The 24709-nt window shown below is 51.5% G+C and carries 16 protein-coding genes; 14 read left to right on the top strand and 2 right to left on the bottom strand.

Translation table 11 applies throughout. From position 1 onward, the window contains the following. Positions 1-155 precede the first annotated feature (155 nt). Positions 156-3695, top strand: coding sequence for a pyruvate:ferredoxin (flavodoxin) oxidoreductase (nifJ, locus tag DWY84_RS11345; RefSeq protein WP_118533364.1), 3540 nt, complete (start codon positions 156-158; stop codon positions 3693-3695). Positions 3696-3923: 228 nt separating this feature from the next. On the opposite strand, the gene DWY84_RS11340 is transcribed toward nifJ, so the two are convergent. After that, on the bottom strand, positions 3924-4433 hold the full coding sequence (locus DWY84_RS11340) for a small multi-drug export protein (protein ID WP_118533362.1): 510 nt from the start codon (positions 4431-4433) through the stop codon (positions 3924-3926). Between the two features lie 303 nt (positions 4434-4736). Between DWY84_RS11340 and DWY84_RS11335 the strand changes: the two genes are divergently transcribed. Then, the gene (locus DWY84_RS11335; protein WP_118533360.1) at positions 4737-6632 is read left to right on the top strand and encodes an LTA synthase family protein; all 1896 of its coding nucleotides are present in this window, start codon (positions 4737-4739) and stop codon (positions 6630-6632) included. A 40-nt stretch (positions 6633-6672) separates the two neighbouring features. Continuing rightward, positions 6673-8262, top strand: coding sequence for a cardiolipin synthase (cls, locus tag DWY84_RS11330; protein WP_118533358.1), 1590 nt, complete (start codon positions 6673-6675; stop codon positions 8260-8262). Positions 8263-8265: 3 nt separating this feature from the next. On the opposite strand, the gene citC is transcribed toward cls, so the two are convergent. Beyond that, a complete protein-coding gene (citC, locus tag DWY84_RS11325) occupies positions 8266-9342 on the bottom strand; it encodes a [citrate (pro-3S)-lyase] ligase (RefSeq protein WP_118533356.1) in 1077 nt (358 codons plus the stop codon). Between the two features lie 128 nt (positions 9343-9470). Here citC and DWY84_RS11320 point away from each other — a divergent pair, with 128 nt between their 5' ends. The 11 genes from DWY84_RS11320 (at position 9471) to rlmN (ending at position 24707) form a co-directional block, all read left to right on the top strand. After that, a complete protein-coding gene (locus DWY84_RS11320; protein WP_118533354.1) occupies positions 9471-10130 on the top strand; it encodes an ATP-dependent Clp protease proteolytic subunit in 660 nt (219 codons plus the stop codon). A gap of 106 nt (positions 10131-10236) precedes the next feature. Next, positions 10237-13248, top strand: a complete 3012-nt coding sequence (locus DWY84_RS11315) for a DNA translocase FtsK 4TM domain-containing protein (RefSeq protein WP_347560792.1) — start codon at positions 10237-10239, stop codon at positions 13246-13248. A gap of 34 nt (positions 13249-13282) precedes the next feature. Then, positions 13283-14953, top strand: a complete 1671-nt coding sequence (locus tag DWY84_RS11310) for a formate--tetrahydrofolate ligase (protein WP_118533352.1) — start codon at positions 13283-13285, stop codon at positions 14951-14953. Between the two features lie 130 nt (positions 14954-15083). Further along, complete coding sequence (locus DWY84_RS11305) at positions 15084-16541, top strand: UDP-N-acetylmuramoyl-L-alanyl-D-glutamate--2,6-diaminopimelate ligase (RefSeq protein WP_118533350.1); 1458 nt, start codon at positions 15084-15086, stop codon at positions 16539-16541. Between the two features lie 94 nt (positions 16542-16635). Then, positions 16636-18012: a UDP-N-acetylmuramoyl-tripeptide--D-alanyl-D-alanine ligase gene (murF, locus tag DWY84_RS11300; RefSeq protein ID WP_118533348.1), complete on the top strand. Its 1377-nt coding sequence runs from the start codon at positions 16636-16638 to the stop codon at positions 18010-18012. A 24-nt stretch (positions 18013-18036) separates the two neighbouring features. Further along, complete coding sequence (gene priA / locus DWY84_RS11295; protein ID WP_118533346.1) at positions 18037-20133, top strand: primosomal protein N'; 2097 nt, start codon at positions 18037-18039, stop codon at positions 20131-20133. Between the two features lie 26 nt (positions 20134-20159). Further along, entirely contained in the window at positions 20160-20639 is a 480-nt protein-coding gene (def, locus tag DWY84_RS11290; RefSeq protein ID WP_118533344.1) for a peptide deformylase, read from the top strand. Between the two features lie 4 nt (positions 20640-20643). Next, positions 20644-21585 carry a methionyl-tRNA formyltransferase gene (fmt, locus tag DWY84_RS11285; RefSeq protein ID WP_118533342.1) on the top strand — a complete coding sequence of 314 codons (942 nt, stop codon included), beginning with the start codon at positions 20644-20646 and terminating at the stop codon, positions 21583-21585. A 2-nt stretch (positions 21586-21587) separates the two neighbouring features. Then, positions 21588-22310: a zinc metallopeptidase gene (locus DWY84_RS11280; RefSeq protein WP_118533340.1), complete on the top strand. Its 723-nt coding sequence runs from the start codon at positions 21588-21590 to the stop codon at positions 22308-22310. Continuing rightward, complete coding sequence (rsmB, locus tag DWY84_RS11275; RefSeq protein ID WP_118533338.1) at positions 22303-23643, top strand: 16S rRNA (cytosine(967)-C(5))-methyltransferase RsmB; 1341 nt, start codon at positions 22303-22305, stop codon at positions 23641-23643. Before DWY84_RS11280 ends, rsmB begins: the two co-directional genes overlap by 8 nt. Before the next feature lie 11 nt (positions 23644-23654). Beyond that, positions 23655-24707 (top strand): 23S rRNA (adenine(2503)-C(2))-methyltransferase RlmN, encoded by a 1053-nt coding sequence (gene rlmN, locus DWY84_RS11270; protein ID WP_118533336.1) that lies wholly within the window; start codon positions 23655-23657, stop codon positions 24705-24707. Positions 24708-24709: the final 2 nt, after the last annotated feature.

The raw sequence follows: 24709 nt of genomic DNA, 5'->3' as shown, positions 1-24709 counted from the left end.
TTTCGTGTTTGCAAAACGATAAAAAGTTGCTATAATAAACACAGGTCAGTCTCCTTATGCGGGGAGACTTCACTTTCCGGCGCAATTTTTGCCTGGAAACTTCCTGGCTTTTTGCCAGGTTAAAAGCATATTCACATTTGTAGGAGGATAATCAAATGGCAAGAAAAATGAAAACCATGGATGGTAATCAGGCCGCTGCTCATGCTTCATATGCATTTACTGAAGTTGCTGCTATGTACCCGATTACTCCGTCTTCCGTAATGCCTGAGCATACGGATGAGTGGGCTACTGAAGGCAGAAAGAACATCTTCGGCCGCACAGTACAGATCACTGAGATGCAGTCCGAGGCTGGTGCAGCTGGTGCTGTTCACGGTTCTCTGGTAGCAGGCGCTCTGACCACTACCTATACCGCTTCCCAGGGTCTTCTTCTGATGATCCCGGATCTGTACAAAATCGCTGGTGAGCAGTTACCGGGCGTTATCGATGTATCTGCACGTGCAGTATCTTCTCACGCTCTGAACATCTTCGGTGATCATTCCGACGTTTATGCATGCCGTCAGACCGGCTGCGCTATGCTGTGTGAGTCCAGCGTACAGGAAGTTATGGATTTAACTCCGGTTGCTCATCTGTCTGCAATCAAGGGTAAAGTTCCGTTCATCAACTTCTTCGATGGATTCCGTACCTCTCACGAGATCCAGAAGATCGAGGAGTGGGATTACGATGATCTGGCTGAGATGGCTGACTGGGATGCAATTGCAGAGTATCGTGCAAAAGCATTAAACCCGAACAACCCGTCCCAGAAAGGTTCTGCACAGAACCCGGATATCTTCTTCCAGGCTCGTGAGGCATGTAACTCTTACTACGATGCTCTTCCGAGCGTTGTACAGATGTACATGGACAAAGTTAATGCTAAGATCGGTACCGACTACAAACTGTTTAACTACTACGGTGCTGAGGATGCTGAGCAGGTTATCATTGCTATGGGTTCCGTTAACGATACCATCGAGGAGACCATCGACTACATGAGAAAGACCACCGGCGCTAAAGTTGGTGTTGTAAAAGTTCGTCTGTACAGACCGTTCTGCGCAGAGGCTCTGATCGATACTATCCCGGATACCGTTAAGAAGATCACTGTTCTTGACAGAACCAAAGAGCCGGGTTCCTTAGGCGAGCCGTTATACCTGGATGTTGTTGCAGCATTAAAGGGCAGCAAGTTCGACCAGGCTGAGATCTTCTCCGGCCGTTATGGTCTTGGTTCCAAAGATACCACTCCGTCTCAGATCGTTGCTATCTATGAGAACAGCACCATCAAGAGATTTACCACCGGTATCGTAGATGATGTTACCAACCTGTCCCTGCCGGTAGGTGCTCCGCTTGTTACCACTCCGGAAGGAACCACTAACTGTAAGTTCTGGGGTCTTGGTGCAGATGGTACCGTAGGTGCTAACAAGAACTCCATCAAGATCATCGGCGATAACACCGATATGTACGCTCAGGCTTACTTCGATTATGACTCCAAGAAATCCGGCGGTGTTACCATGTCTCACCTTCGTTTCGGTCATAAGAAGATCAAATCCACCTACCTGATCCATCAGGCAAACTTCGTAGCATGCCACAACCCGGCATACGTTCGTAAGTACAACATGGTTCAGGAGCTGGTTGACGGCGGTACTTTCCTGTTAAACTGCCCGTGGACTCACGAGGAGCTGGACAAGCACCTTCCGGGTCAGATGAAGAAATTCATCGCTGATCACAACATCAACTTCTACACCATCGACGGTGTTAAGATCGGTATCGAGACCGGCATGGGCCCGACCCGTATCAACACCATCTTACAGTCCGCATTCTTCAAACTGACCGGTATCATTCCGGAGGAGAAAGCAATCGACCTGATGAAGGCTGCTGCTCAGAAGACCTACGGCCGTAAGGGTGAGGACGTTGTTAAGAAGAACTGGGCTGCTATCGATGCTGGTGCAACCGGCGTTGTTAAGGTAGAGGTTCCGGAGAGCTGGAAGAACTGCGAGGATGAGGGACTTGATTACAAGACCGTTTCCGGCGACAGAAAAGACGTTGTTGATTTCGTTAACAACATCCAGACCAAAGTCAGCGCTCAGGAAGGTAACAACTTACCGGTATCTGCATTCAAAGAGTATGTAGATGGTAATACCCCGTCCGGTTCTGCAGCATTCGAGAAACGTGGTATCGCTGTAGACGTTCCGGTTTGGAATTCCGAGAACTGTATCCAGTGTAACTTCTGTTCTTATGTCTGCCCGCACGCTGCAATCCGTCCGGTTGCTATGACCGAGGAAGAGGCTGCTAAGGTTGAGGGCGCTACCTTACCGTTAACCGGTATGCCGCAGTACAAGTTCACCATCGCTGTATCTGCACTTGACTGTACCGGTTGTGGTTCTTGTGCAAACGTATGTCCTGGCAAGAAGGGCGAGAAGGCTCTTACCATGGATAAGCTTGACAAGCACCTTGACGAGCAGAAGACCTTTGATTACGCAGTAACCCTGCCGATCAAAGAGGATGTTGTTGCTAAATTCAAAGAGACCACCGTTAAGGGTTCCCAGTTCAAACAGCCGTTACTTGAGTTCTCCGGCGCATGTGCTGGATGTGGTGAGACTCCGTACGCTAAGCTGATCACCCAGCTGTTCGGTGACAGAATGTACATCTCCAACGCAACCGGATGTTCTTCTATCTGGGGTAACTCTTCACCGTCTACTCCTTACACCGTAAACGCTAAAGGCCAGGGTCCGGCATGGGATAACTCTCTGTTCGAGGATGCTGCAGAGTTTGGTTACGGTATGTTACTGGCTCAGAACGCAATCCGTGATGAGTTAAAGGAGAAGGTAGAGCAGGTTGCAGCAAACGAGAACGCTTCTGACGAAGTGAAGGCTGCATGCAAAGAGTACTTAGATACCTTCACCGTAGGTGCTACCAATGGTACTGCTACCGATAAGTTAGTTGCAGCTCTGGAAGGCATTGACTGCCCGACCTGCAAGTACATCGTAGCAAACAAGAACTACCTGGCTAAGAAGTCCCAGTGGGTATTCGGTGGTGACGGATGGGCTTACGATATCGGCTTCGGCGGCGTAGACCATATCCTTGCTTCCGGTAAGGACATCAACGTTATGGTATTCGATACCGAGGTTTACTCCAACACCGGCGGTCAGTCCTCCAAGGCTACCAAGACTGGTGCTGTAGCTCAGTTCGCAGCTGGCGGTAAAGAGACTAAGAAGAAAGATCTTGCAAGCATCGCAATGTCTTACGGCTATGTATACGTAGCTCAGATCTCCATGGGTGCTGATTACGCTCAGACTGTTAAGGCTATCGCTGAGGCAGAGGCATATCCGGGTCCGTCCCTGATCATGGCTTACGCTCCGTGTATCAACCATGGTATCAAGAAGGGCATGAGCAAAGCTCAGACCGAGGAGAAGCTGGCAGTTGAGACCGGTTACTGGAACAACTTCCGTTACAACCCGGCTGCTGAGAAGAAGTTCAGCCTGGACAGCAAGGCTCCGAACATGGAAGGCTATCAGGACTTCCTGAAGGGCGAGGTTCGTTACGCATCTCTGGCTATGAAGAATCCGGAGAGAGCAGCTACCCTGTTCGCTAGAAACGAGGCAGAGGCTAAGGAGCGTTACGAGTACCTGACCAAGCTGGTTAAGCTGTACGGTGACGACAACGAGTAATCGTTCGTGAGAAATTCAATATAAATCGTTCATAGCTGTCCCGGTCCGCCGGGCAGCATGAGCGGGTCAGTTCCGGATGGAATGACTTGTGCTGTAGCGGAAAAAAAGCTCCCGAACCTGCTTTCGCAGGCCGGGAGCTTTTTTGTACAGATGGAATCGGGAAACGCCAGTCGAAAAATACAGGGGACCGGAGCATTTTTCAACTGGCGTTTCCAGCAACTGTATCATTTAGGCGAAAATTGCACCAAGCAGTCCGTAGGATAAAAGAGACATGATCACGGTAGCCATGATAATTCCAATGAGGATGGCGCCGATGGCTTTGCCGAATTTCATGTGAAGCAGGGCGGCCACCAGGGAGCCGGTCCAGGCGCCGGTGCCTGGAAGCGGGATGCCTACAAAAAGAACCAGGCCCCAGAATCCGAATTTTTCAATCTGTCCTTTGTTTTTATCGGCTTTTTGCCGGATCCAGACAGCAAACTTTCCAAGTCCGGGAATGCGTTCCATGACATTCAGGATTTTTTCAATGAGCAGCAGGATGAATGGAATCGGGAGCAGGTTTCCGATCACGCAGATGGGAATGGCCCGCAGGATCGGAACATTTAAGAGGGCGGGGGATGCAGCGAGCAGTCCGCCTCGCAGCTCCAGGATCGGGATCATGGAGATGATAAAGATGATCACTTCGCCGGATACTTTTCCCCCAAGCAGGGAAGCAAGTCCCTGTACAAGAGTATCAGTCATAACATATCCTCACTTTTCTGTATGAAATTGTGTGAATTTGCCGGAAATATCAGGAAATATCCTGCACTAGCGCCGGCCAAAAAGTCACATACGGTTTATTATAGGAGAAAGTACAGAAAAATTCAATTGCTTCCGCAGATTCGTTTATAAAAAATACTATGTTGATTTTCCCCAGAATATGCTAAAATGTAACGAGTGCAAGAGAGCCAGAAGCATGCTTGCATGCTTATGGCGAACGACGAGGCAATCGAGTGACGAAGTCACGAGAACGAGTGCAAGAGAGAAAGGACAGGCAGATAAGCTATGAAGCGGTTGTGGAAGATACTGGGGATTCTGTTGGGAACGGCACTGCTGCTCAATGTGGTAACAGAGATTCTGAATCGAAAATCCTTTGTGGGAACGGTTCGTTTTATGATTCATGCGCCGATGGTATTCTTGCTGGATACGCTGCTGCTTCTGGCCCCGTTTCTGCTGGTATTTTTTACAAGGCACAAAGTATTTTTGGCGGTTGTGTTCTTGGTGATCGGCTTTGCTGCGGCAATTATCAATAGTGTGCTTCTGGTGTTCCGGACAACGCCGTTTACTGCGGCGGATCTTCGTCTGGTGAAATATGCTGCAACACTTCTGACAACCTATCTGACCTGGTGGCAGATTATTCTGATGGCAGCGGCAGCTGTGGCAGCTATCCTTTTTTGCGTGCTGCTCTGGCGAAAGGCACCGGTGGATCTGCAGAAAGTAAACCTTACAGAGTCCGGCTGTGTGGCTGCTGTAACCATGCTGGTAATCTGGGGAATGTTGAATTTTTCAGTTGCCTCCGGCCGTGTGGCACTTCATTTTGGAAACATCGGCCAGGCCTACAAGGATTATGGAGTGGCGTACTGTTTTGCCAACTCTCTGTTGAATACAGGGATTGACAAGCCGGACGGTTATGACACGGAAGCGGTGGATCAGCTTGAGAGCGAGGAGCAGACCCAGGTGGAGGTTCCGAAAACCATAGAAGGACGTTATCCGAATATCATCATGCTTCAGCTGGAATCTTTTTTTGATCCGACACTATGGCGAAATAATCCGGTGCAGGGTGATCCCATTCCGATGTTTCATTTCCTGGAACGAAATTTTCCATCCGGATATTTAAGCGTTCCGTCTGTAGGAGCCGGCACAGCCAATACAGAGTTTGAATGTATCAGTGCCATGAATCTGGATTTTTTCGGTCCGGGTGAATATCCGTACAAGACGATCCTGCAGAAAACGGCCTGCGAGAGTATGGCCTTTGATATGAAAAATCTGGGCTACAAGGCTCATGCGGTGCATAATAATGAGGCAACCTTCTATGACCGCCACAAGGTATTTGCCCAGCTTGGATTTGATACGTTTACCCCCATCGAATACATGTATGACATTGAGCGGAATCCGACTGGCTGGTGTAAGGACAAGGTACTGGTGGGAGAAATTGAAAAAGTACTGGATTCCTCGATCGGAAGTGATTTTGTATACACGATTTCCGTACAGGGGCATGGAAAATATCCGTCTTTTGAGTATTACTGCGAGCAGATCCATGAGATGGATGAATTTGTGGGGCAGCTGATCAATATGCTGAATACCCGTATGGAACCGACCGTTCTGGTGCTGTATGGAGACCACCTGCCGGGTTTTGAGTGGACAGCTCAGGAGATGGAGAATGAAAGCCTCTTCCAGACAAAATATGTTGTGTGGAACAATGTGAATCTCCCGGCGGTGAAACGGAATGTAGAGGCATACCAGCTTGCGGCGCATGTGCTGAATATGCTGGATATCCATGAAGGAACCATGCTGCGTTTTCATCAGCGGCATCTGGATGCCTGGGATACGGATACCCAGAGCTACCTGGATGCGATGAAGCTCCTCCAGTATGATATCCTGTATGGTGATCATGAGGTTTATGGAGGAGAATCTCCGTATCAGGCAACACAGCTGGAGTTTGGGGTTACACCGATCATCCAGGGAACTACAGTGCATAATACGGATCAGGTGATCGTATTCGGAGGACCGTTCAACATCTGGTCTAAGATTTGCGTGAACGGGAAGGCTGCAGATACCCAGTATTATTCAAAGACAAGGCTGATCGCAAAGGGTGTGGAACCAAAAGAAAAAGAAGAAATTACAGTACAGCAGGTGGGACGCGACAAGATCCATCTTGGAACGGCAAGAAAGAAACAATAAATGATACCGGAAGAAGAGTAGCAGACAGGAGACTAGAACTATGAATATTCAGGAAGAATGGGAACTGCATAAGCCGAAAAAGAAGACCTGGGGACGTTTTCTGCGGGTAATATTCGGGCGAACCACATTTGTGATCACGGCACTTCTGATCCAGCTTGTGATCCTCTGTCTGAGCTTTCAGTGGCTGCGGGAACATGTATTTTACCTGTATGGCGGCTTTGTTGGACTGAGTGCGGTTGTTGTGATCTACATTATCAATAAAAATCAGAATCCATCTTATCAGCTTTCCTGGATCATTCCTGTGCTGGTGTTTCCGGTGTTTGGCGCATTGTTTTATCTGTTTGTGGAGACGCAGCCGGGAACCCGGGCCATTGACAGGAGACTGAAAGAAATTATAAAGGAAACGGAATCGATGCTGAGACAGCGGCCGGAGGTTATGGAACGTCTGTACCGTGAAAGCCGGGGAACTGCGCGGCTGGCCTACTATATGAACAGGTATGGAGGATATCCAATCTGGGAAAACACCAGCGCACAGTATTTTCCGCTGGGAGATGACATGTATCCGGTGCTTCTGGAGGAACTGAGGAAAGCAGAACGTTATATTTTCATGGAATATTTTATCGTGGAAAAAGGCGAAATGTGGGACAGTATTCTGGAAATCCTGAAAGAGAAGGCGGCCGCCGGTGTGGAAGTGCGTTTTATGTACGATGGTATGTGCTGTCTTACCCTGATGCCTTACGGATATCCAAAGCAGCTGGAAAAATACGGAATCCACTGCAAGATGTTTTCTCCGGTGCGTCCGGTCCTTTCTTCCTATCAGAATAACCGCGACCACCGTAAGATCACAGTCATTGATGGCCACACTGCCTTTACCGGCGGAGTGAATCTGGCAGACGAGTACATTAACCGCAAGGTGCGGTTTGGACACTGGAAGGATACCGCCATTATGCTGAAGGGTGATGCGGCCACCGGATTTCTGATGATGTTTCTGCAGATGTGGAATATTACAGAACACAGAACGGATGATTATGCCCAGTATCTGTACCGGCCGGCTGCTTCAAACCCGAAAGAGCCGGACGGTACCGGCTTTGTGATGCCATACGGGGACAGTCCGCTGGATAACGAGACAGTAGGACAGCATGTTTATATGGATATTTTAAACGAATCCCGCTATTATGTGCATATCATGACACCGTATCTGATCCTGGACAGTGATATGATCACTTCACTGACGTTTGCGGCAAAGCGCGGTATTGAGACGATCATCATCATGCCGCATATTCCAGACAAGATCTACGCGTACCTGCTGGCCAGGTCTTATTACGCGGAGCTTCTGCAGGCCGGCGTAAAGATTTACGAATATATACCGGGCTTTGTGCACGCGAAAGTATTTACCAGCGACAACACCAAGGCAGTGGTAGGCTCCATCAACATGGACTACCGGAGCCTGCATCTGCATTTTGAGTGCGCCGTGTACTTGTTCAGGAATCCGGCTGTACAGCAGGCCGAAGCCGACTTCCAGGAAACCCTGAAACACTGTCAGGAGATCACACTGGAAGACTGCAGAACCTATCCGATGCCGAAGAAGATCGCGGGTAAGGTGCTGCGGCTGTTTGCGCCGCTGATGTAAAATTTAGTAATGCCGTACCTCTGCGGCTGACCGGATCTTCTGAATGACAGGTTCGGCGGCCTCGGAGGTGAAATACTGGAAGGTGCATGCTGGCACCTTCTTTTTTAGTGCTTCAAAGTTGCCGCCTCTGATCAGGCAGCGTACCTCGGAGGCGCTGATGGCACCGTCCTCATCGGCCTTTCGCGGGATGATGTTGCAGCCAAGGCCTGCGGCTGTCAGTTCCTCTGCCATCACCTGATTGTAGATGCCGGTTACCTGGCTAAAGGGTTCTTCGCCCACGAAGCGGTCGGTCACGGACAGGGCCTTGGCAATGCGCAGAAAGACCTGAATATCCAGCTTGGCGTGGGACCGGATGACAGTGTCGGAGTCTTTTAAAAAGTAGGATGGGAAGGTGGCGTTGGAAATCATGTAGGGACCGGTTTCGTGGCAGATCACATTTGGAAGATCTGCGCAGCCCTCTGCCACCAGCCGTTTGCGGACGGAGAAAGGAACGAGGGAGACATCTTCGGATACCACAAACACATGGAGCAGATCTACGGCTGAGGCTGCCTGCTCTAAGAGGTAGCGGTGACCCAGGGTGAAGGGGTTGGCATTCATGATGACAGCACCGGTTTTCACAGGCGGAGCCGGATTTCCTTCTGTTGCCGTGAAATCTGCGGTTTCTTTCTGCAGCCGCTTCAGATAATCGGCAAAGCCGGTCCTGCGGTTTTCCATGAAAACAACTTTGCCTTCTACCCGGGCAATTTCGTAAAAGCCCAGATCACCAAAGAAACGCGCAGTATTACATTTTGTATACAGAAAGAGACTGGTGTTGCCGCGGCTGTACTGAAACTCGATCAGATGGGAGATGATCTGGTTCATCAGGCCTTCTCCCTGATGCTCGGAAGAAACAGCCATACAGCGCAGTGTGTTGGCAAAACAGGATCCGGTTGCCACAAGATCGTAATTATCATCGAACAGTCCGATGCTGTAATCGAGGTTTTTGTCCCGCTCGATTCCTTCTTTTTCTAATAATGCGTCCATCTGGCGCACAGCGCGCTTATCGGTGGGTAAAATTCTGCTTACGGTATAGTCTGACATCACTCATAATTCCTCCGGATTTCGTATTGCCCCTAGTATAACGCATTCGCGGAGAAAATGCGAATATATCCTGAGTTATGGGGGATATTTGTAAATATCTATAGTATGGAAGAGAAGGAGATCCTTATATGAATAACGAAGAAAATGTGAATCAGAACGATGCCCGGGCTATCCTGGATGGCAGCAACGGCAAACACAAAATCTGTCTGCTTTCCATTATCGGAGAAGTGGAAGGCCATGAAAATCTTTCCGGCAATACGAAAACCACCAAATATGACCAAATCCTGCCAAAGCTGGCGCAGCTGGAAGATGACGACAGCGTGGAAGGCCTTCTGGTATTGCTAAATACTTCTGGAGGTGATGTAGATGCCGGCCTGGCCATTGCGGAGATGATCGCCTCTCTTTCCATGCCGACGGTATCCCTGGTCCTGGGCGGCAGCCATTCCATCGGAGTGCCGCTTGCAGTGTCAACAGATCATTCCTTTATTGTGCCGACTGGGACCATGATGGTGCATCCTGTGCGGATGAGCGGGACCGTGATCGGGGCTTCCCAGACTTATGAGTATTTTGAGATGATCCAGGACCGGATCCTGACTTTTGTGAGTGAGCACGCAAAGATCGCCTACGATCAGGTGAAGAAGCTGATGCTGAACACGGAAATGCTGACGAAAGATCTCGGTACTGTGCTGGTAGGCCAGGATACGGTAAAGGCCGGACTGATCGATGAGGTTGGAGGGATCCGGGAGGCACTTAGGTATTTGTATCAGCAGATTGAAGCAGGAGCGTAAGCTCTGTCGGGACCGTTTGGGAATCCTGTGTCCGGTTTTCCGTGGCTTGCATTTCCTGATATTTTTTTGTATACTAACTACATTGGGAAAGAGGAGGCCGAAGTTTGTGGCAGCGAAGAAACAGCAAAATCGAGTAAATTCAGACAGAACGGGAAAAGCGGCAGGCAGTAGAAAGTCTGTGCGTTCCGGTGCTCAGGGAGCGTCAGAAGGACGCAAACCGGGCAGACCGAGGCGGGTCCAGGAGCCGGAACCGGAGCAGGAGGGACTGGTCCGTGCAGAGGTCATTGTGTTAGGGTCATTTGCTCTGGCTGTGCTTTTATTTTTGAGCAATTTTCATTTGTGCGGATTTGCAGGTGATTTCTTAAGAGGAATCCAGATTGGCCTGTTTGGCCTTCCGGGCTATGTGGCTCCGCTGGTTCTCTTTATCGGAACCTGCTTTTATCAGGCCAACCGCGAAAACCGGATTGTACTGCAAAAGACCGTTGCTACGGCCGCAGCGTTTTTCCTGTTATGTGGTTTTTCACAGATGATGTTCGGGCAGCAGCCGGAAGCAGGGAAAGGCATTTTTGAATATTACCGCCTTTCAGCAGCATCCGGTATGGGCGGAGGCCTGTTTGGAGGCCTGCTGTTTGGCGGAATCCGTGCCTTTATCGGAAGTATCGGAGCATTTCTGGTCATGGCGGTTGGAATGATCATCTGCATGGTGTGCATTACCCAGCGCTCTTTTGTGAAAGCGGTAAAACGTCACAGCGATGTGGCCTATCAGCACGCAAGAGAAGATATGGAGCGGCGCCGTGAGCTTTATGCCGAGCGTCAGGAAGAACGAAGGCGTCTTCGGGAGGAGCAGCGGGTGCGGGGCGTGAATTTGGGTTCCACGAAGCTGTCAGCTTCTGACAATGAAGATGCAGAGGATATGCCGCAAGAAGGCTTCGAAGCTGGCAGGGATGGCAGCAATGAAGAAGATTACGGGAAAAGCAGTGAAGATGGCGGCAGCGCAGACCTGCAGGCCGGCAGTCAGGCTGCGGATGAGGCGTCAGAGGAGGCTCCGGCTCCCGGAACATCGCGCGGGCGGCGCCTGTCTCCGGAGGAAGCCATGGAACCGGATCTGTCGGATATTTTTACAGGCAGTATTACCATGCCGGAAGATGACTATGATCTGGAGGCAGCGGCAAAGCGCCTGACAGAGTCCGGTTTTGGACAGTTTGAGCAGGCGGGGGAGGTTTTTACCGGCGGTGCCAGAAGACTGGATGAAGAATCCGCGGTGAATCCGGCGCATGATCAGACAGTGCTGTCAGGGCATCAGCAGGAACCGGAGCAGATTCAGGATGAGGCTCCGTGGGATGAGCCTGCAAAAGCAGAACATGAGGAGTGTACATATACCCGGCCGCAGGAGCCTGCATGGCAGGAGGCAGCCCCGGAGGAGTATCTTCCAGAGCCGGATGTGGCTTACACCGTTAAGACGGAGCAGAACACCGATTTCGCAATCCCGGAAGGGAACAAGCATGTGGTAACAGCCGGCGGCAAGGTGATCGATACCGATACCGAGGCTCTTCAGAAGAAGCTGGAGTCTGCAAAGAAAGCGGCAGCAGCGAAGAAAGAAGCAGAAACTGCAGACAGTGAAGCGACTGTGGAACAGCAGATTCAGGAAACGGAAGAGGAACCGAAGAAGGAATATGTCTATCCGCCCCTCAGCCTCTTAAAGCGCGGCGGCAGAAATTCCGGCGGCTATTCTGAGCAGGAGTACCGGGAGACAGCTGTGAAGCTGCAGCAGACGCTCCGGAATTTTGGCGTTGGCGTTACCGTGACGAATATCAGCTGCGGCCCTTCTGTTACCCGTTATGAGCTTCATCCGGAGCAGGGGGTCAAGGTCAGCAAGATCGTGGGTCTGGCCGATGACATCAAATTAAGCCTGGCTGCGGAGGATATCCGTATTGAGGCGCCGATCCCGGGCAAGTCTGCCGTGGGTATTGAGGTTCCGAACAAGGAGAAAACATCCGTATTCCTGCGTGACCTGCTGGAGTCTGATACCTTCCAAAAGCACCCGTCAAAGCTGGCTTTTGCGGTTGGTAAAGACATCGGAGGTCAGGTTGTGGTGACGGATATTGCCAAGATGCCGCATCTGCTGATCGCGGGCGCTACCGGATCCGGTAAGTCTGTCTGCATCAATACCATCATCATGAGCATCATCTACAAGGCAGATCCGGAGGATGTCAAGCTTATCATGGTAGACCCGAAGGTCGTAGAGCTCAGTGTATATAATGGTATCCCGCATCTTCTGATCCCGGTCGTGACGGATCCGAAGAAGGCATCCGGCGCGTTAAACTGGGCAGTGGCAGAGATGACGGATCGTTACAAGAAGTTTGCCAAATACGGAGTGCGTGACGTAAAGGGATACAACGCGAAGATTGAAACTATTCAGGATATCGAAGATGAGAACAAACCGAAGAAGCTGCCGCAGATCGTCATCATCGTTGATGAGCTTGCGGATCTGATGATGGTGGCTCCGGGCGAAGTAGAGGATGCCATCTGCCGTCTGGCCCAGCTGGCCCGCGCGGCAGGCATTCATCTGGTCATCGCGACCCAGAGACCGTCTGTCAATGTCATCACCGGTCTCATCAAGGCCAACGTGCCGTCACGAATCGCGTTCTCCGTTTCTTCCGGAGTGGATTCCCGTACCATTATTGACATGAATGGCGCGGAAAAGCTTTTAGGAAAGGGTGATATGCTCTTTTATCCGGCAGGCTTCCCGAAGCCGCAGCGAGTGCAGGGCGCCTTTGTCTCAGATACGGAAGTCCAGCAGGTAGTGGACTTCTTAACCGAGCAGGGGCTTAGCGCCCAGTACAGTCCGGAGGTGGAAAACAGTATGAATTCGGCTCCTTCTGCCCAAGCCTCCGGCCCGTCTAACAGCCGGGACGAGTACTTTGAGCAGGCAGGCCGTTTCATAATAGAAAAAGAAAAGGCATCCATTGGAATGCTGCAGCGCATGTTCAAGATTGGATTCAACCGTGCCGCAAGAATCATGGACCAGCTGGCAGAGGCCGGTGTGGTCGGAGAGGAAGAGGGAACAAAGCCCCGCAAGGTTCTTATGACCATGGAAGAGTTTGATCAGATCATTTAATCCACACTACACATGAAAAGGGAGGAATCTGGCTATGAAAACAGATATCGAAATCGCGCAGGAGGCGGTAAAGCTTCCAATCAAAGAGGTTGCAGAGAGCTATGGAATTGTTGAGGATGATCTGGAACTGTACGGTAAGTATAAGGCAAAGATCACGGATGAACTGTGGCAGCAGGTTAAAGACCGTCCGGACGGAAAACTGGTTCTGGTAACTGCCATCAATCCGACTCCGGCAGGAGAAGGAAAGACTACCACAAGCATTGGCCTGGCAGATGCTCTTACAAGACTTGGAAAAAAGACCATGATCGCGCTGCGTGAGCCATCTCTGGGACCGTGCTTCGGCATTAAGGGCGGAGCAGCAGGCGGCGGATTTGCCCAGGTTGTTCCGATGGAGGATTTAAACCTTCATTTTACCGGTGATTTCCATGCCATCACTTCTGCCAATAACCTTCTGGCAGCACTCCTGGATAACCACATCCAGCAGGGCAACGCTCTTCAGATTGATACCAGACAGATCCTCTGGAAACGCTGCCTGGACATGAACGACCGTGTACTGCGTAATGTGGTGGTTGGCCTTGGCGCAAAGGCCGACGGCGTGGTTCGTGAGGATCATTTTGTCATCACCGTAGCTTCCGAGATCATGGCAATTCTGTGCCTGGCCAATGACATGAATGATTTAAAAGAGCGTCTCGGCAAGGTCATTGTCGCATATAATTATGCCGGAGAGCCGGTTACCGCAGCGCAGTTAAACGCAGTAGGTGCCATGGCGGCCCTGTTAAAGGATGCCATCAAGCCGAACCTGATCCAGACTCTGGAGCATACCGGAGCCCTGGTACACGGCGGACCGTTCGCGAATATTGCCCATGGCTGCAACAGTGTGCGCGCGACCAAGACAGCCTTAAAGCTGGCTGATATCGTGGTAACCGAGGCTGGATTCGGCGCAGATCTGGGCGCTGAGAAATTCCTGGATATCAAGTGCCGCAAGGCAGACTTAAAGCCGAATGCAGTGGTTCTGGTGGCAACCGTCCGCGCGTTAAAGTACAACGGCGGTGTGCCGAAGACCGAGCTTTCCGCAGAGAACCTGGATGCTTTAAAGAAGGGTATTGTGAACCTGGAGAAGCACATTGAAAATCTGCAGAAATTTGGTGTTCCGGTTGTGGTAACCTTAAACTCCTTTGTGACCGATACGGAAGCAGAGTATGCGTTCATCCGCGATTTCTGTGAGGAGCGTGGCTGTGAGTTCGCTCTTTCTGAGGTATGGGCAAAAGGCGGAGAGGGCGGAGAAGCCCTGGCACAGAAGGTTCTTGACACCCTTGCAAATAAGGAGAGCCATTACCATGCCCTGTACCCGGATGAGATGAGCTTAAAGGATAAGGTAAAGACCATTGCCACCGAGATTTACGGCGCGGATGGTGTTTCCTATGCACCGGCTGCATCCAAAGCGCTGGCCCGCATTGAGGAGATGGGCTTTGGCAATCTTCCGGTCTGCATGGCGAAGACTCAGTACTCCCTGTCCGATGACCAGACCAAGCTGGGACGTCCGACCGGATTTACCATCAATGTGCGTGATGCTTATGTATCCGCTGGAGCCGGCTTCGTGGTAGTGCTGACCGGGGCCATCATGACCATGCCGGGACTTCCGAAGAAACCGGCGGCAGATGGCATTGATGTGGATGAAAATGGTGTGATCACCGGATTATTCTAATTTGAAATTGTCGCGAAGGCGTGGGCTGCTCTGGCAGCTGCGCTTTTTGCGTGGAAGTCCGCTATGCCAGAATTTTGCGCAGTGCAAACGAAAGCAGACGGATAGAAATTAAGAAAGGACAGACAAGAGTATGACGATAAAAGACTGGTTAGAGGGACTTTCTTACAAGCTGGTTCAGGGAAGCCTGGACGTGGAGGTAAACGAGGTTGTGTACGACTCCAGAAAGGCTGCTCCTGGCGCGGTGTTTGTCTGCATGAAGGGTACGAAAATCGATTCCCATGATTTTATTCCTCAGGTGACAGAGGCAGGAGTAAAGGTACTTGTGACCGAGCATCCGGTGGAGACACCGGAGGATGTCACTGTGGTGGAGACCGAAAACGGAAGAGAGGCGCTGGCTCTGTTATCGGCAGCACGCTTTGGCTATCCATCCCGGAAGCTTACCATGATCGGGGTAACCGGTACCAAGGGAAAGACCACCACCACCCATATGATCAAGACCATTCTGGAGACTGCCGGTAAAAAGACCGGTATGATTGGTACCAATGGCGTTTACATCGGAGAAGAACATTTTCCAACCGTGAATACCACACCGGAATCCTATGATCTGCACCGCTATTTCGCGAAGATGGTGGAAGCTGGCTGTGAGTGCTGCGTGATGGAGGTTTCCTCCCAGGCCATGAAGATGCACCGGGTGGCAGGTATTCACTTCAACTATGGGCTCTTCACCAACATTTCTCCGGATCACATCGGAAAAGATGAGCACGCGGACTTTGCGGAGTATTTATATTACAAGAAACAGCTGTTCCACCAGTGTGACCGTGCCCTGATCAACGTGGATGATGAACATATTGACGATATTGTAAAAGACATTCCGTGCGCATGGACCGGATTTGGCCTGAAAGAGGGCGCCGGTTTCCAGGCAGAGAACATTCATTATGTCTCTGAGCCGGATTTTGTGGGCGTGGAGTTTGATATCAGGGGCGAGCACCAGATTCCGGTGCGTGTCAGCATCCCTGGCAAATTTAATGTATACAATGCGCTGGCGGCAGCAGCGGTTACTCTGTGGGTTGGTGTTCCGGCAGAAAAGCTGCAGCATGCCCTGGAGCACCTGAAAATCAACGGCCGTATGGAGATTGTATACACCTCTGAGAAGTGCTGCGTCATCGTAGACTACGCCCACAACGCAGTCAGCATGGAGAGCCTTCTGGCAACGCTTAGGGAGTACCATCCGAAGCGTCTGGTAGTAGTCTTTGGCTGCGGTGGAAACCGCTCGAAGGACCGTCGTTACTCTATGGGGGAGATTGGCGGCCGCATGGCGGATCTGTCCATCATCACCGCAGACAACTCCCGGTTTGAAAAGGTGGAGGATATCATTGCGGATATCCGCGGCAGCATTGAGAAGACCGGCGGTAAATTCATTGAGATTCCGGACCGGAAAGAGGCCATTACCTACAGCATCACTCACGCGGAGCCGGGCGATATGATTGCCATCATTGGCAAGGGCCATGAGGACTATCAGGAGATCAACGGTGTGCGTTACCCATTCCTGGACCGTGCGGTGGTGGAAGAGGTTGTGAAGAATTTGTAAGGGAACATGTGTGCGGCAGGCTTTGAAAAGCAGGAATGCGAAAACAGAGCCTGCAGGCACTTGGAAGAAAAGAAACAGGAAAAGAGATCCGGAAATGGAAAATATAACGGTAAAAGAGATTGTGGCTGCCACGGGCGGCCGGCTTCTGTGTGGAAACGAAACACAGAAGATTGCACATTTGAGCATTGATTCGAGAACCATGAAGGGAAATGACCTGTTTGTGCCGCTCATTGGGGAAAAGGTGGATGCGCATCGTTTTATAGAGCAGGCCTTTGGCGCGGGCGCGGTGGCTGTGCTGACTTCCGAGCATGATACGGCAGAGGATGTGGAGCATGCCTGGATCCGTGTGGCTGATACCAAAAAGGCGCTGCAGGACATCGGCCGCTATTACCGCAGCCGGTTAAGCCTGCCGCTTGTGGGCATCACCGGAAGTGTGGGAAAGACCACGACCCGTGAAATGGTGGCAGCAGCACTTTCCGCGAAGTACCAGGTATACAAGACTCCGGGAAATTCCAACAGCCAGGTGGGGGTGCCAATCACGCTGTCTGAGATTACTTCCGCCGATGAGATTGGTGTGCTGGAACTTGGCATGAGCATGCCGGGGGAACTGACCGTCATCGCAAAGATTGCCCAGGTAGATATGGCTGTGATCACCAATGTTGGCATCACCCATATTGAACAGCTGGGAAGTCAGGAAAACATTTATCATGAGAAGCTGACTATTCAGGATGGTTTAAAGGATGGCGGCATTCTGTTCTTAAATGGGAATGACCCGCTGCTAAAAGATACAAAAGCCAAAGCGGGCTGCCGTACCGTATATTACGGAACTAGAGAGAATTCCGAGTACCGGGCCGAGGATATCCGCAGCGAGGATGGCTACCCGGTGTTTACCGCAAACTGCCGTGGAGAAAAGTATATGGTGCGCTTAAGCATCATGGGGCGCCACAATGTGCTGAATGCCATGGTGGCTTTGGCTGTAGCAGATTTAAGCGGAGTTCCGCTTTCCGGCGCAGTGAAGAGCCTGGCTGCCTTTACCGGATTCAAAAACCGCCAGCAGATCGCGGAGAAAAATGGAGTTACCATTATTGATGACACCTACAACGCGAGTCCGGTTTCCATGAAGGCTGGTCTGGAGGTCCTGGAGGCGAAAGCAAAGGGACGCCGTATTGCGGTGCTTGCTGATATGAAGGAGCTGGGACCGGATTCCCCGAAGTTCCATTATGAGGTCGGAAGCTGGATGAAATCCCATCCGGTGGATATTCTGTTTACTTATGGAGAACTGGCAGAACAGATTGCGCGCGGAGCAAAGCGTGCCGGCATGAAAGCAGAGTATCTTCATTTTGATGAGAACCAGCGGGATGCGCTGGCTGAGAGCGTAAAGGCAAAGCTGCAGCCGGGCGACTGTGTGCTCTTAAAGGGCTCCAACAGCATGAAGCTGGGGGAGGTGGCAGCAAGGCTGCTGAAAGATTAAAACAGGCAACAGACAGGAGTATATATGGCAGATCAGTATGCCAGCATCATTATAGATATTTCCCATGAAGACGTAGACCGGGTATTCCAGTACCGGATCCCGCCGGCGCTTTTGCCGCAGATCCGTGTGGGGGTGCAGGTCTGCGTCCCTTTTGGTTCAGGAAACAGAACACGAACCGGCTATGTGGTGGAAATCACAGGCAGGCCGGATTATGATAAAGACAAAATAAAAGAGATCATCGGTGTTACTGAGAAGAGTATTACGGCGGATGCCCGGCTGATTGAGCTGGCCTGGTGGATGAAGGAGCAGTATGGCTCTACCATGAATCAGGCGCTGAAGACGGTGCTCCCGGTGAAGAAGAGGGTGAAGGCACGGAATAAGAAGATTGTGGAGACTGTGGCGGGGATGACGGAGCTGCCGGGCGAAGGTCTGGAACAGGCCAAGGCAAAACCGGCAGGAAGTCTGGAAGCGGCATGGAAAGAAGCGGCAGAGCCAGCGGGAGACGGTTCAGCCATCTTCTTAAATTCCGAGCAGCAGTCCATTACGGATGCCTTCATCACTTCCTATGACTCCGGCGACCGCGCTCCCTGTCTCATCCATGGTGTCACAGGCAGCGGCAAAACCGAAGTTTACATGGCCCTGATCGACCATGTGCTGCAGCAGGGAAAACAGGTCATCGTGCTGATTCCGGAGATTGCCCTGACCTACCAGACGGTGAGCCGTTTTTACAGCCGTTTCGGCCGCCGTATCTGTGTTATGCATTCCAGGCTTTCTGCCGGAGAAAAGTGTGACCAGTTTGAGCGGGCCAGAAATGGAGAGACGGATATTATGATCGGTGCCAGATCGGCGCTTTTTACGCCGTTTCCCAATCTTGGACTCATCATCATCGATGAGGAGCATGAGGGTGCTTATAAGAGTGAGACGTCGCCGCGCTACCATGCAAGAGATGTGGCTGAAAAACTGGCCGCGCTAAGCGGCGCGGCTCTGGTGATGGGCTCCGCCACGCCATCGGTGGAGGCCTACGCAAAAGCGGAAGCCGGAATTTACCGCCTGTTTACGCTGACAAAGCGGGCAAAGGCGGGAAGTGAGATGGCGGCGGTGGAGGTTGTGGATCTGCGAAAGGAGATGGAGACCGGCAACAAATCCATATTCAGTGTGCGTCTGCAGGAGCTGATCAGGGACCGGTTGGAGAAAAAGGAGCAGATCATGCTGTTTATCAACCGGAGGGGCTATTCCAGCTTTGTTTCCTGCAGAAGCTGCGGTGAGGCGGTAAAATGCCCGCACTGCGATGTGTCTCTGACGCTGCATAACCACCAGAGACTAGTGTGTCATTACTGCGGTTATCAGATTCCCATGCCGAAGCTGTGCCCGCACTGCGGGTCTCCGTATCTGGCGGGATTTGGTATCGGCACCCAGAAGATTGAGGAGATGGCAGTTCAGATGTTTCCCCAGGCGAAAATTCTGCGGATGGATTTGGATACTACCTCGAGAAAGGGCGGCCATGAGAAGATTCTGTCGGCATTTGCAAAGGGCAAGGCAGATATTCTCATTGGCACCCAGATGATTGTAAAAGGTCATGATTTTCCGGGAGTGACCCTGGTGGGCGTGCTGGCGGCAGATGTGTCGCTGTATGCGCCGGATTTTGCGGCAGCGGAGCGGACGTTTGAGCTTCTGGTTCAGGCAGCAGGCCGTGCGGGCCGCGGGAGACAGGCAGGGACAGCGCTGATCCAGACCTATATGCCGGAGCATTATAGCATCCAGACAGCGGCGGCCCAGGATTATGGGGCCTTTTACCGTCAGGAGATGGGGTACCGGAGGCTGATGCATTATCCTCCGGCCTGCCATATGCTGTGCATGCAGGTGGCAGGAGAAAATGAGGAGCTTATGAGCCGGATCATGGATGCCATCGCGGGATCCGTGCAGAAACATTTCGGGGAAGCAGCCGAGATCATTGGACCGGTTCCGGCACCGGTATATAAAGTTCACGATATCTACAGAAAAATTTTATATATGAAACATGAAAACTATGATATACTAATAAAAATCCAGAAGTATGTCAAAATGCGCTGGGACGAGACAGAAAGCTGCAAAAAGCTGACGCTCCAGTGTGATTTCATATAAATGCGATACAGAAAGGACGAAGAATAATGGCAATCAGACAGGTAAGAACCATCGGAGATGATATTTTAAGAAAGGAATGCAAACCGGTCAAGGAGATCACCCCGCGTATCGCGGAGCTGATCGAAGACATGTTTGAGACCATGTATGAGGCAAACGGCGTGGGCCTGGCAGCACCGCAGGTGGGCGTATTAAAGCAGATCGTGGTCATGGATGTAGATGACGGCAACCAGTATGTGCTCATCAATCCGGAAATTATTGAGCAGAGCGGAAGCCAGACCGGACAGGAGGGCTGCCTTAGTGTACCGGGAAAGGCCGGCATGGTAACCCGCCCGAATCACGTGGTTGTCCGGGCTTACGATGAAAATATGGAGCAGTTTGAGTTAGAGGGCGAGGAGCTGTTAGCCCGCTGCATCTGTCATGAGTGCGCGCATCTTCACGGCCAGCTCTATGTAGACTTAGTAGAGGGCGAACTGATGGATACCACAGCAGAACCGGAGGAAGAATAAGCCTATGAGAATCATATTTATGGGAACACCGGATTTTTCGGTGCCGACATTAGAAGCCCTGGTGGCTTCGGAGCATGAGGTCGCTGCAGTAGTCACTCAGCCGGATAAGCCTAAGGGACGGGGCAAGGAGATCCATATGTCTCCGGTCAAAGAGTGTGCCTTAAAGCACAATATTCCGGTTTATCAGCCGGTGCGCGCAAGGGATGAAGCCTTTGTGGAGGAGATGCGCACGTTAAAACCAGACGCTATGGTGGTCATTGCCTTTGGCCAGATCCTTCCAAAGAGTCTGTTAGACCTGCCAAAATACGGATGTGTGAACATCCACGCGTCCCTGCTTCCAAAGTACCGCGGCGCAGCCCCGATCCAGTGGGCTGTCATCAACGGTGATGAAGAGACCGGCATTACCACCATGATGATGGATGTGGAGATGGATACAGGCGATATGCTGGAGAAAACTGTGATAAAACTGAATCCGGATGAGACCGGCGGAAGCCTGTTTGACCGGTTAAGCCTTCTGGGTGGAGATCTGATCCTTTCGACCTTAAGCAAGCTGGAAAAGGGAGAAATCACCCCGCAGCCGCAGGATCACGCCCAGGCAACCTATGTAAAGAAAATTTCCAAATCCATGGGTGACATTGACTGGACCATGGACGCGGTTTCCATTGAACGTCTGGTGCGCGGTTTAAACCCGTGGCCCAGCGCATTCACCAGATGGAATGGTAAAATGTTAAAAATCTGGGAGGCAAAGGTGCTTCCGGACCCGGAAACAAAAGCTCCCTGCGGCAGTGTCATCAGCGCCAGCGATGAGGGCTTAAAGATCCAGACCGGAAACGGCGTATTATGCGTCACCAGCCTTCAGTTAGAAGGAAAGAAGCGGATGGATACCGCGGCATTCCTCAGGGGATACCAGGTAGAGTCCGGCTGCATCATGGAAAGGAGTGAGTAGTCATGTACGGTGGCTATGGTTATTACGGGCTTGGTTACAGCCTGTTTGATCCGACAATGATCCTTGTATATATCGGTGCCCTGTTATCTCTGTGGGCATCCTCCAAAGTGAACAGTACATTCCAGCGCTATTCCCGCGTGCGCAGCATGACCGGGATGACCGGCGCGGAAGCGGCAAAACGCCTTTTACAGTCCCAGGGCATTTACGATGTGACTGTCCAGCCTGTGCGGGGACAGCTCACGGACCACTATGACCCGCGGACCAAAACCGTAAACTTATCGGAGTCTGTTTATGGAAGCACTTCCATTGCGGCAGTGGGTGTGGCGGCTCATGAGTGCGGGCATGCCATTCAGGATAATGTAGGCTACGCGCCTCTTCGCCTGCGCTCTGCGTTTGTGCCGATCGCAAACTTTGGAAGCAAAATTTCCCTGCCCCTCATCATCCTGGGCTTTTTTATCGGACTGACTCCGTTCATTGAGATTGGCATCTGGATGTTTGTGCTGGCTGTGTTATTCCAGATCATCACCCTGCCGGTAGAGTTCAATGCTTCCTCCCGTGCGGTGCATCTGGTAGATAGTCTTGGCATTCTTCAGGGAGATGAGGTGGATGGCACCAGAAAGGTGCTGGGGGCAGCAGCCCTGACCTATGTGGCAGCAGCGGCCGCTTCCATTTTACAGCTTGCGCGGCTGATCATCCTGTTTGGAGGACGCAGACGAAATGACTAAGCAGAACGGCCCGACCAAAGAGCGGGAACTGATCCTGGATATCCTTCTGGAAATCCTGGAATATGGCGGTTACAGCCATGTGGTATTAAAAAAAGCACTGGATAAGCATCAGTATCTGGAAAAGCAGAACCGTGCGTTTATTACAAGAGTCGCGGAAGGAACCCTTGAATATCTTCTGACCATCGATGCGGTGATTGACCAGTGTTCTAAAACAAAAGTAAAGAAAATGAAGCCGGTGATCCGTACCATTCTTCGGATGTCTGTATACCAGATCTTAAAGATGGACCGGATCCCGGACAGCGCGGTATGTGATGAGGCTGTGAAGCTTGCGGTAAAACGGAAGTTCCACGGCCTGAAAGGCTTTGTAAACGGAGTGCTTCGCACCATTTCCAGAGAAAAAGAAACCTTTTTGTTCACCGACTGGTCCCGGAAATATTCCATGCCGGACTGGATCATCGAACTCTGGAAACAGCAATATCCGGCAGAGACAGTAGAGCGTATGCTGCAGGCTTTCCTAGAGGAGCGACCTACTTCTGTGCGCTGCAATCTGGACCGGGCTTCCATGGAAGAGATTCTTCACAGTCTGGAACAGGATCATGTCACGGTACAGAAAAATCCGCTGGCCGACCATGCCCTTCTTCTTTCCGGCTATGATTATCTGGATGCCGTTGCGGCATTCCGGAATGGCTGGATCACGGTTCAGGATGTAAGCTCCTCCTTTGTGGGGGAGGCGGCAGATCCGAAGCCGGGAGATGTGGTTCTGGATGTGTGCGGCGCCCCGGGCGGAAAGAGCCTGCACATCGCGGATAAGCTTGCTGGCACCGGACAGGTCGTTGTCCGGGACTTAACAGAAAATAAGATCCTGCTGGTGGAGGATAACATCCGCCGGACCGGATTTACCAATATCCGGGCAGAGGTGTGGGATGCGCTGGAAAAAGATCCGTCCTGGGAAAAACAGGCGGATATCGTCATTGCGGATCTTCCGTGCTCCGGTCTTGGCATCATTGGCAAGAAGCCGGATATCAAGTATCAGGTGACAAAAGAAGATTTAGAAGATCTGGCAGAGCTCCAGAAGGACATTCTGTCTGTGGTCTGGAACTATGTAAAGCCAGGAGGAAAGCTCATTTACAGCACCTGTACCATCGATCATCTGGAAAATGAAGACCAGAGAAACTGGATTCTGGAAACACTTCCATTTGAGCCGGTGAGCATTGAGGGGGCGTTCGGCAGTCAGGTGGCAGAAGAAACCATGAAAGATGGTTATGTCCAGCTTCTGCCGGGCAGATACCCATGTGATGGGTTCTTTATCTCCGCATTCCGGAGAAAGGAGTAGAAGTTACGATTATGGAAAAGCAAGACATCAAATCCCTGACTCTGGAGGAACTGACTGAGGCCATCCGCCAGATGGGAGATAAGCCCTTCCGGGCAAAGCAGATTTACCAGTGGCTTCATCAGAAGCTGGTGGCAGATTTTGATGAGATGAGCAATCTCTCCAAGCCGCTTCGCGAAAAGTTGAAAGAGCAGTTTGTCCTCACGGCGCTGTACCCGGCAGATGTGAAGATATCCCAGATCGACGGCACCCGGAAATATCTGTTCCGCTTGGCAGACGGCAATGTGATCGAGAGTGTGTGGATGCAGTACCATCACGGAAACAGTGTCTGTATTTCCTCGCAGGTGGGCTGCCGCATGGGCTGCCGTTTCTGTGCGTCCACCCTGGACGGACTGGAGCGCAACCTGACACCGGCGGAGATGCTGGACCAGATTTACCGGATCCAGACTTTGACGGGGGAACGGGTATCCAACATTGTCATCATGGGTTCTGGAGAGCCGCTTGACAATTACGACAATGTGATCCGTTTCCTGCGTATGATTACCGATGAGAATGGCCTGAACATCAGTCAGAGAAATATCACGCTGTCTACCTGTGGCATTGTGCCGAACATTTTGAGGCTGGCAGAGGAGAACATCCAGATCACACTGGCGCTGTCTCTCCATGCGCCAAATGATGAGGTTCGAAGGACCCTCATGCCGATCGCGAATCGTTACAGCTTAAAAGAGATTCTGCCGGCCTGCCAGACTTATTTTGAGAAGACCGGACGGCGGCTGACCTTTGAGTACAGCCTGGTGAGCGGCGTGAACGATAATCTGGAAGAGGCAAAGGCACTTACAGCCCTGATCAAAGGCATGCATGGACATGTGAACCTGATCCCGGTCAATCCGATCAAGGAGCGGGATTACCGTCAGTCAGACCGGAGGGCCATTGAGGCGTTTCAGGCTTATCTGGAAAAAAATGGCATCAACGTGACGGTCCGCCGGGAGATGGGCCGCGACATCAACGGTGCCTGCGGACAGCTTAGAAAGAGTTTCCTGGAAGAGGAAGGGAAAGGGGGAATCTGATC

Source organism: Clostridium sp. AF27-2AA, assembly GCF_003478505.1.
Classification (GTDB): Bacteria; Bacillota; Clostridia; order Lachnospirales; family Lachnospiraceae; genus Brotaphodocola.
The sequence above is the reverse complement of the archived record's forward strand: the minus strand, read 5'-3'. Positions and strand labels throughout refer to the sequence as shown.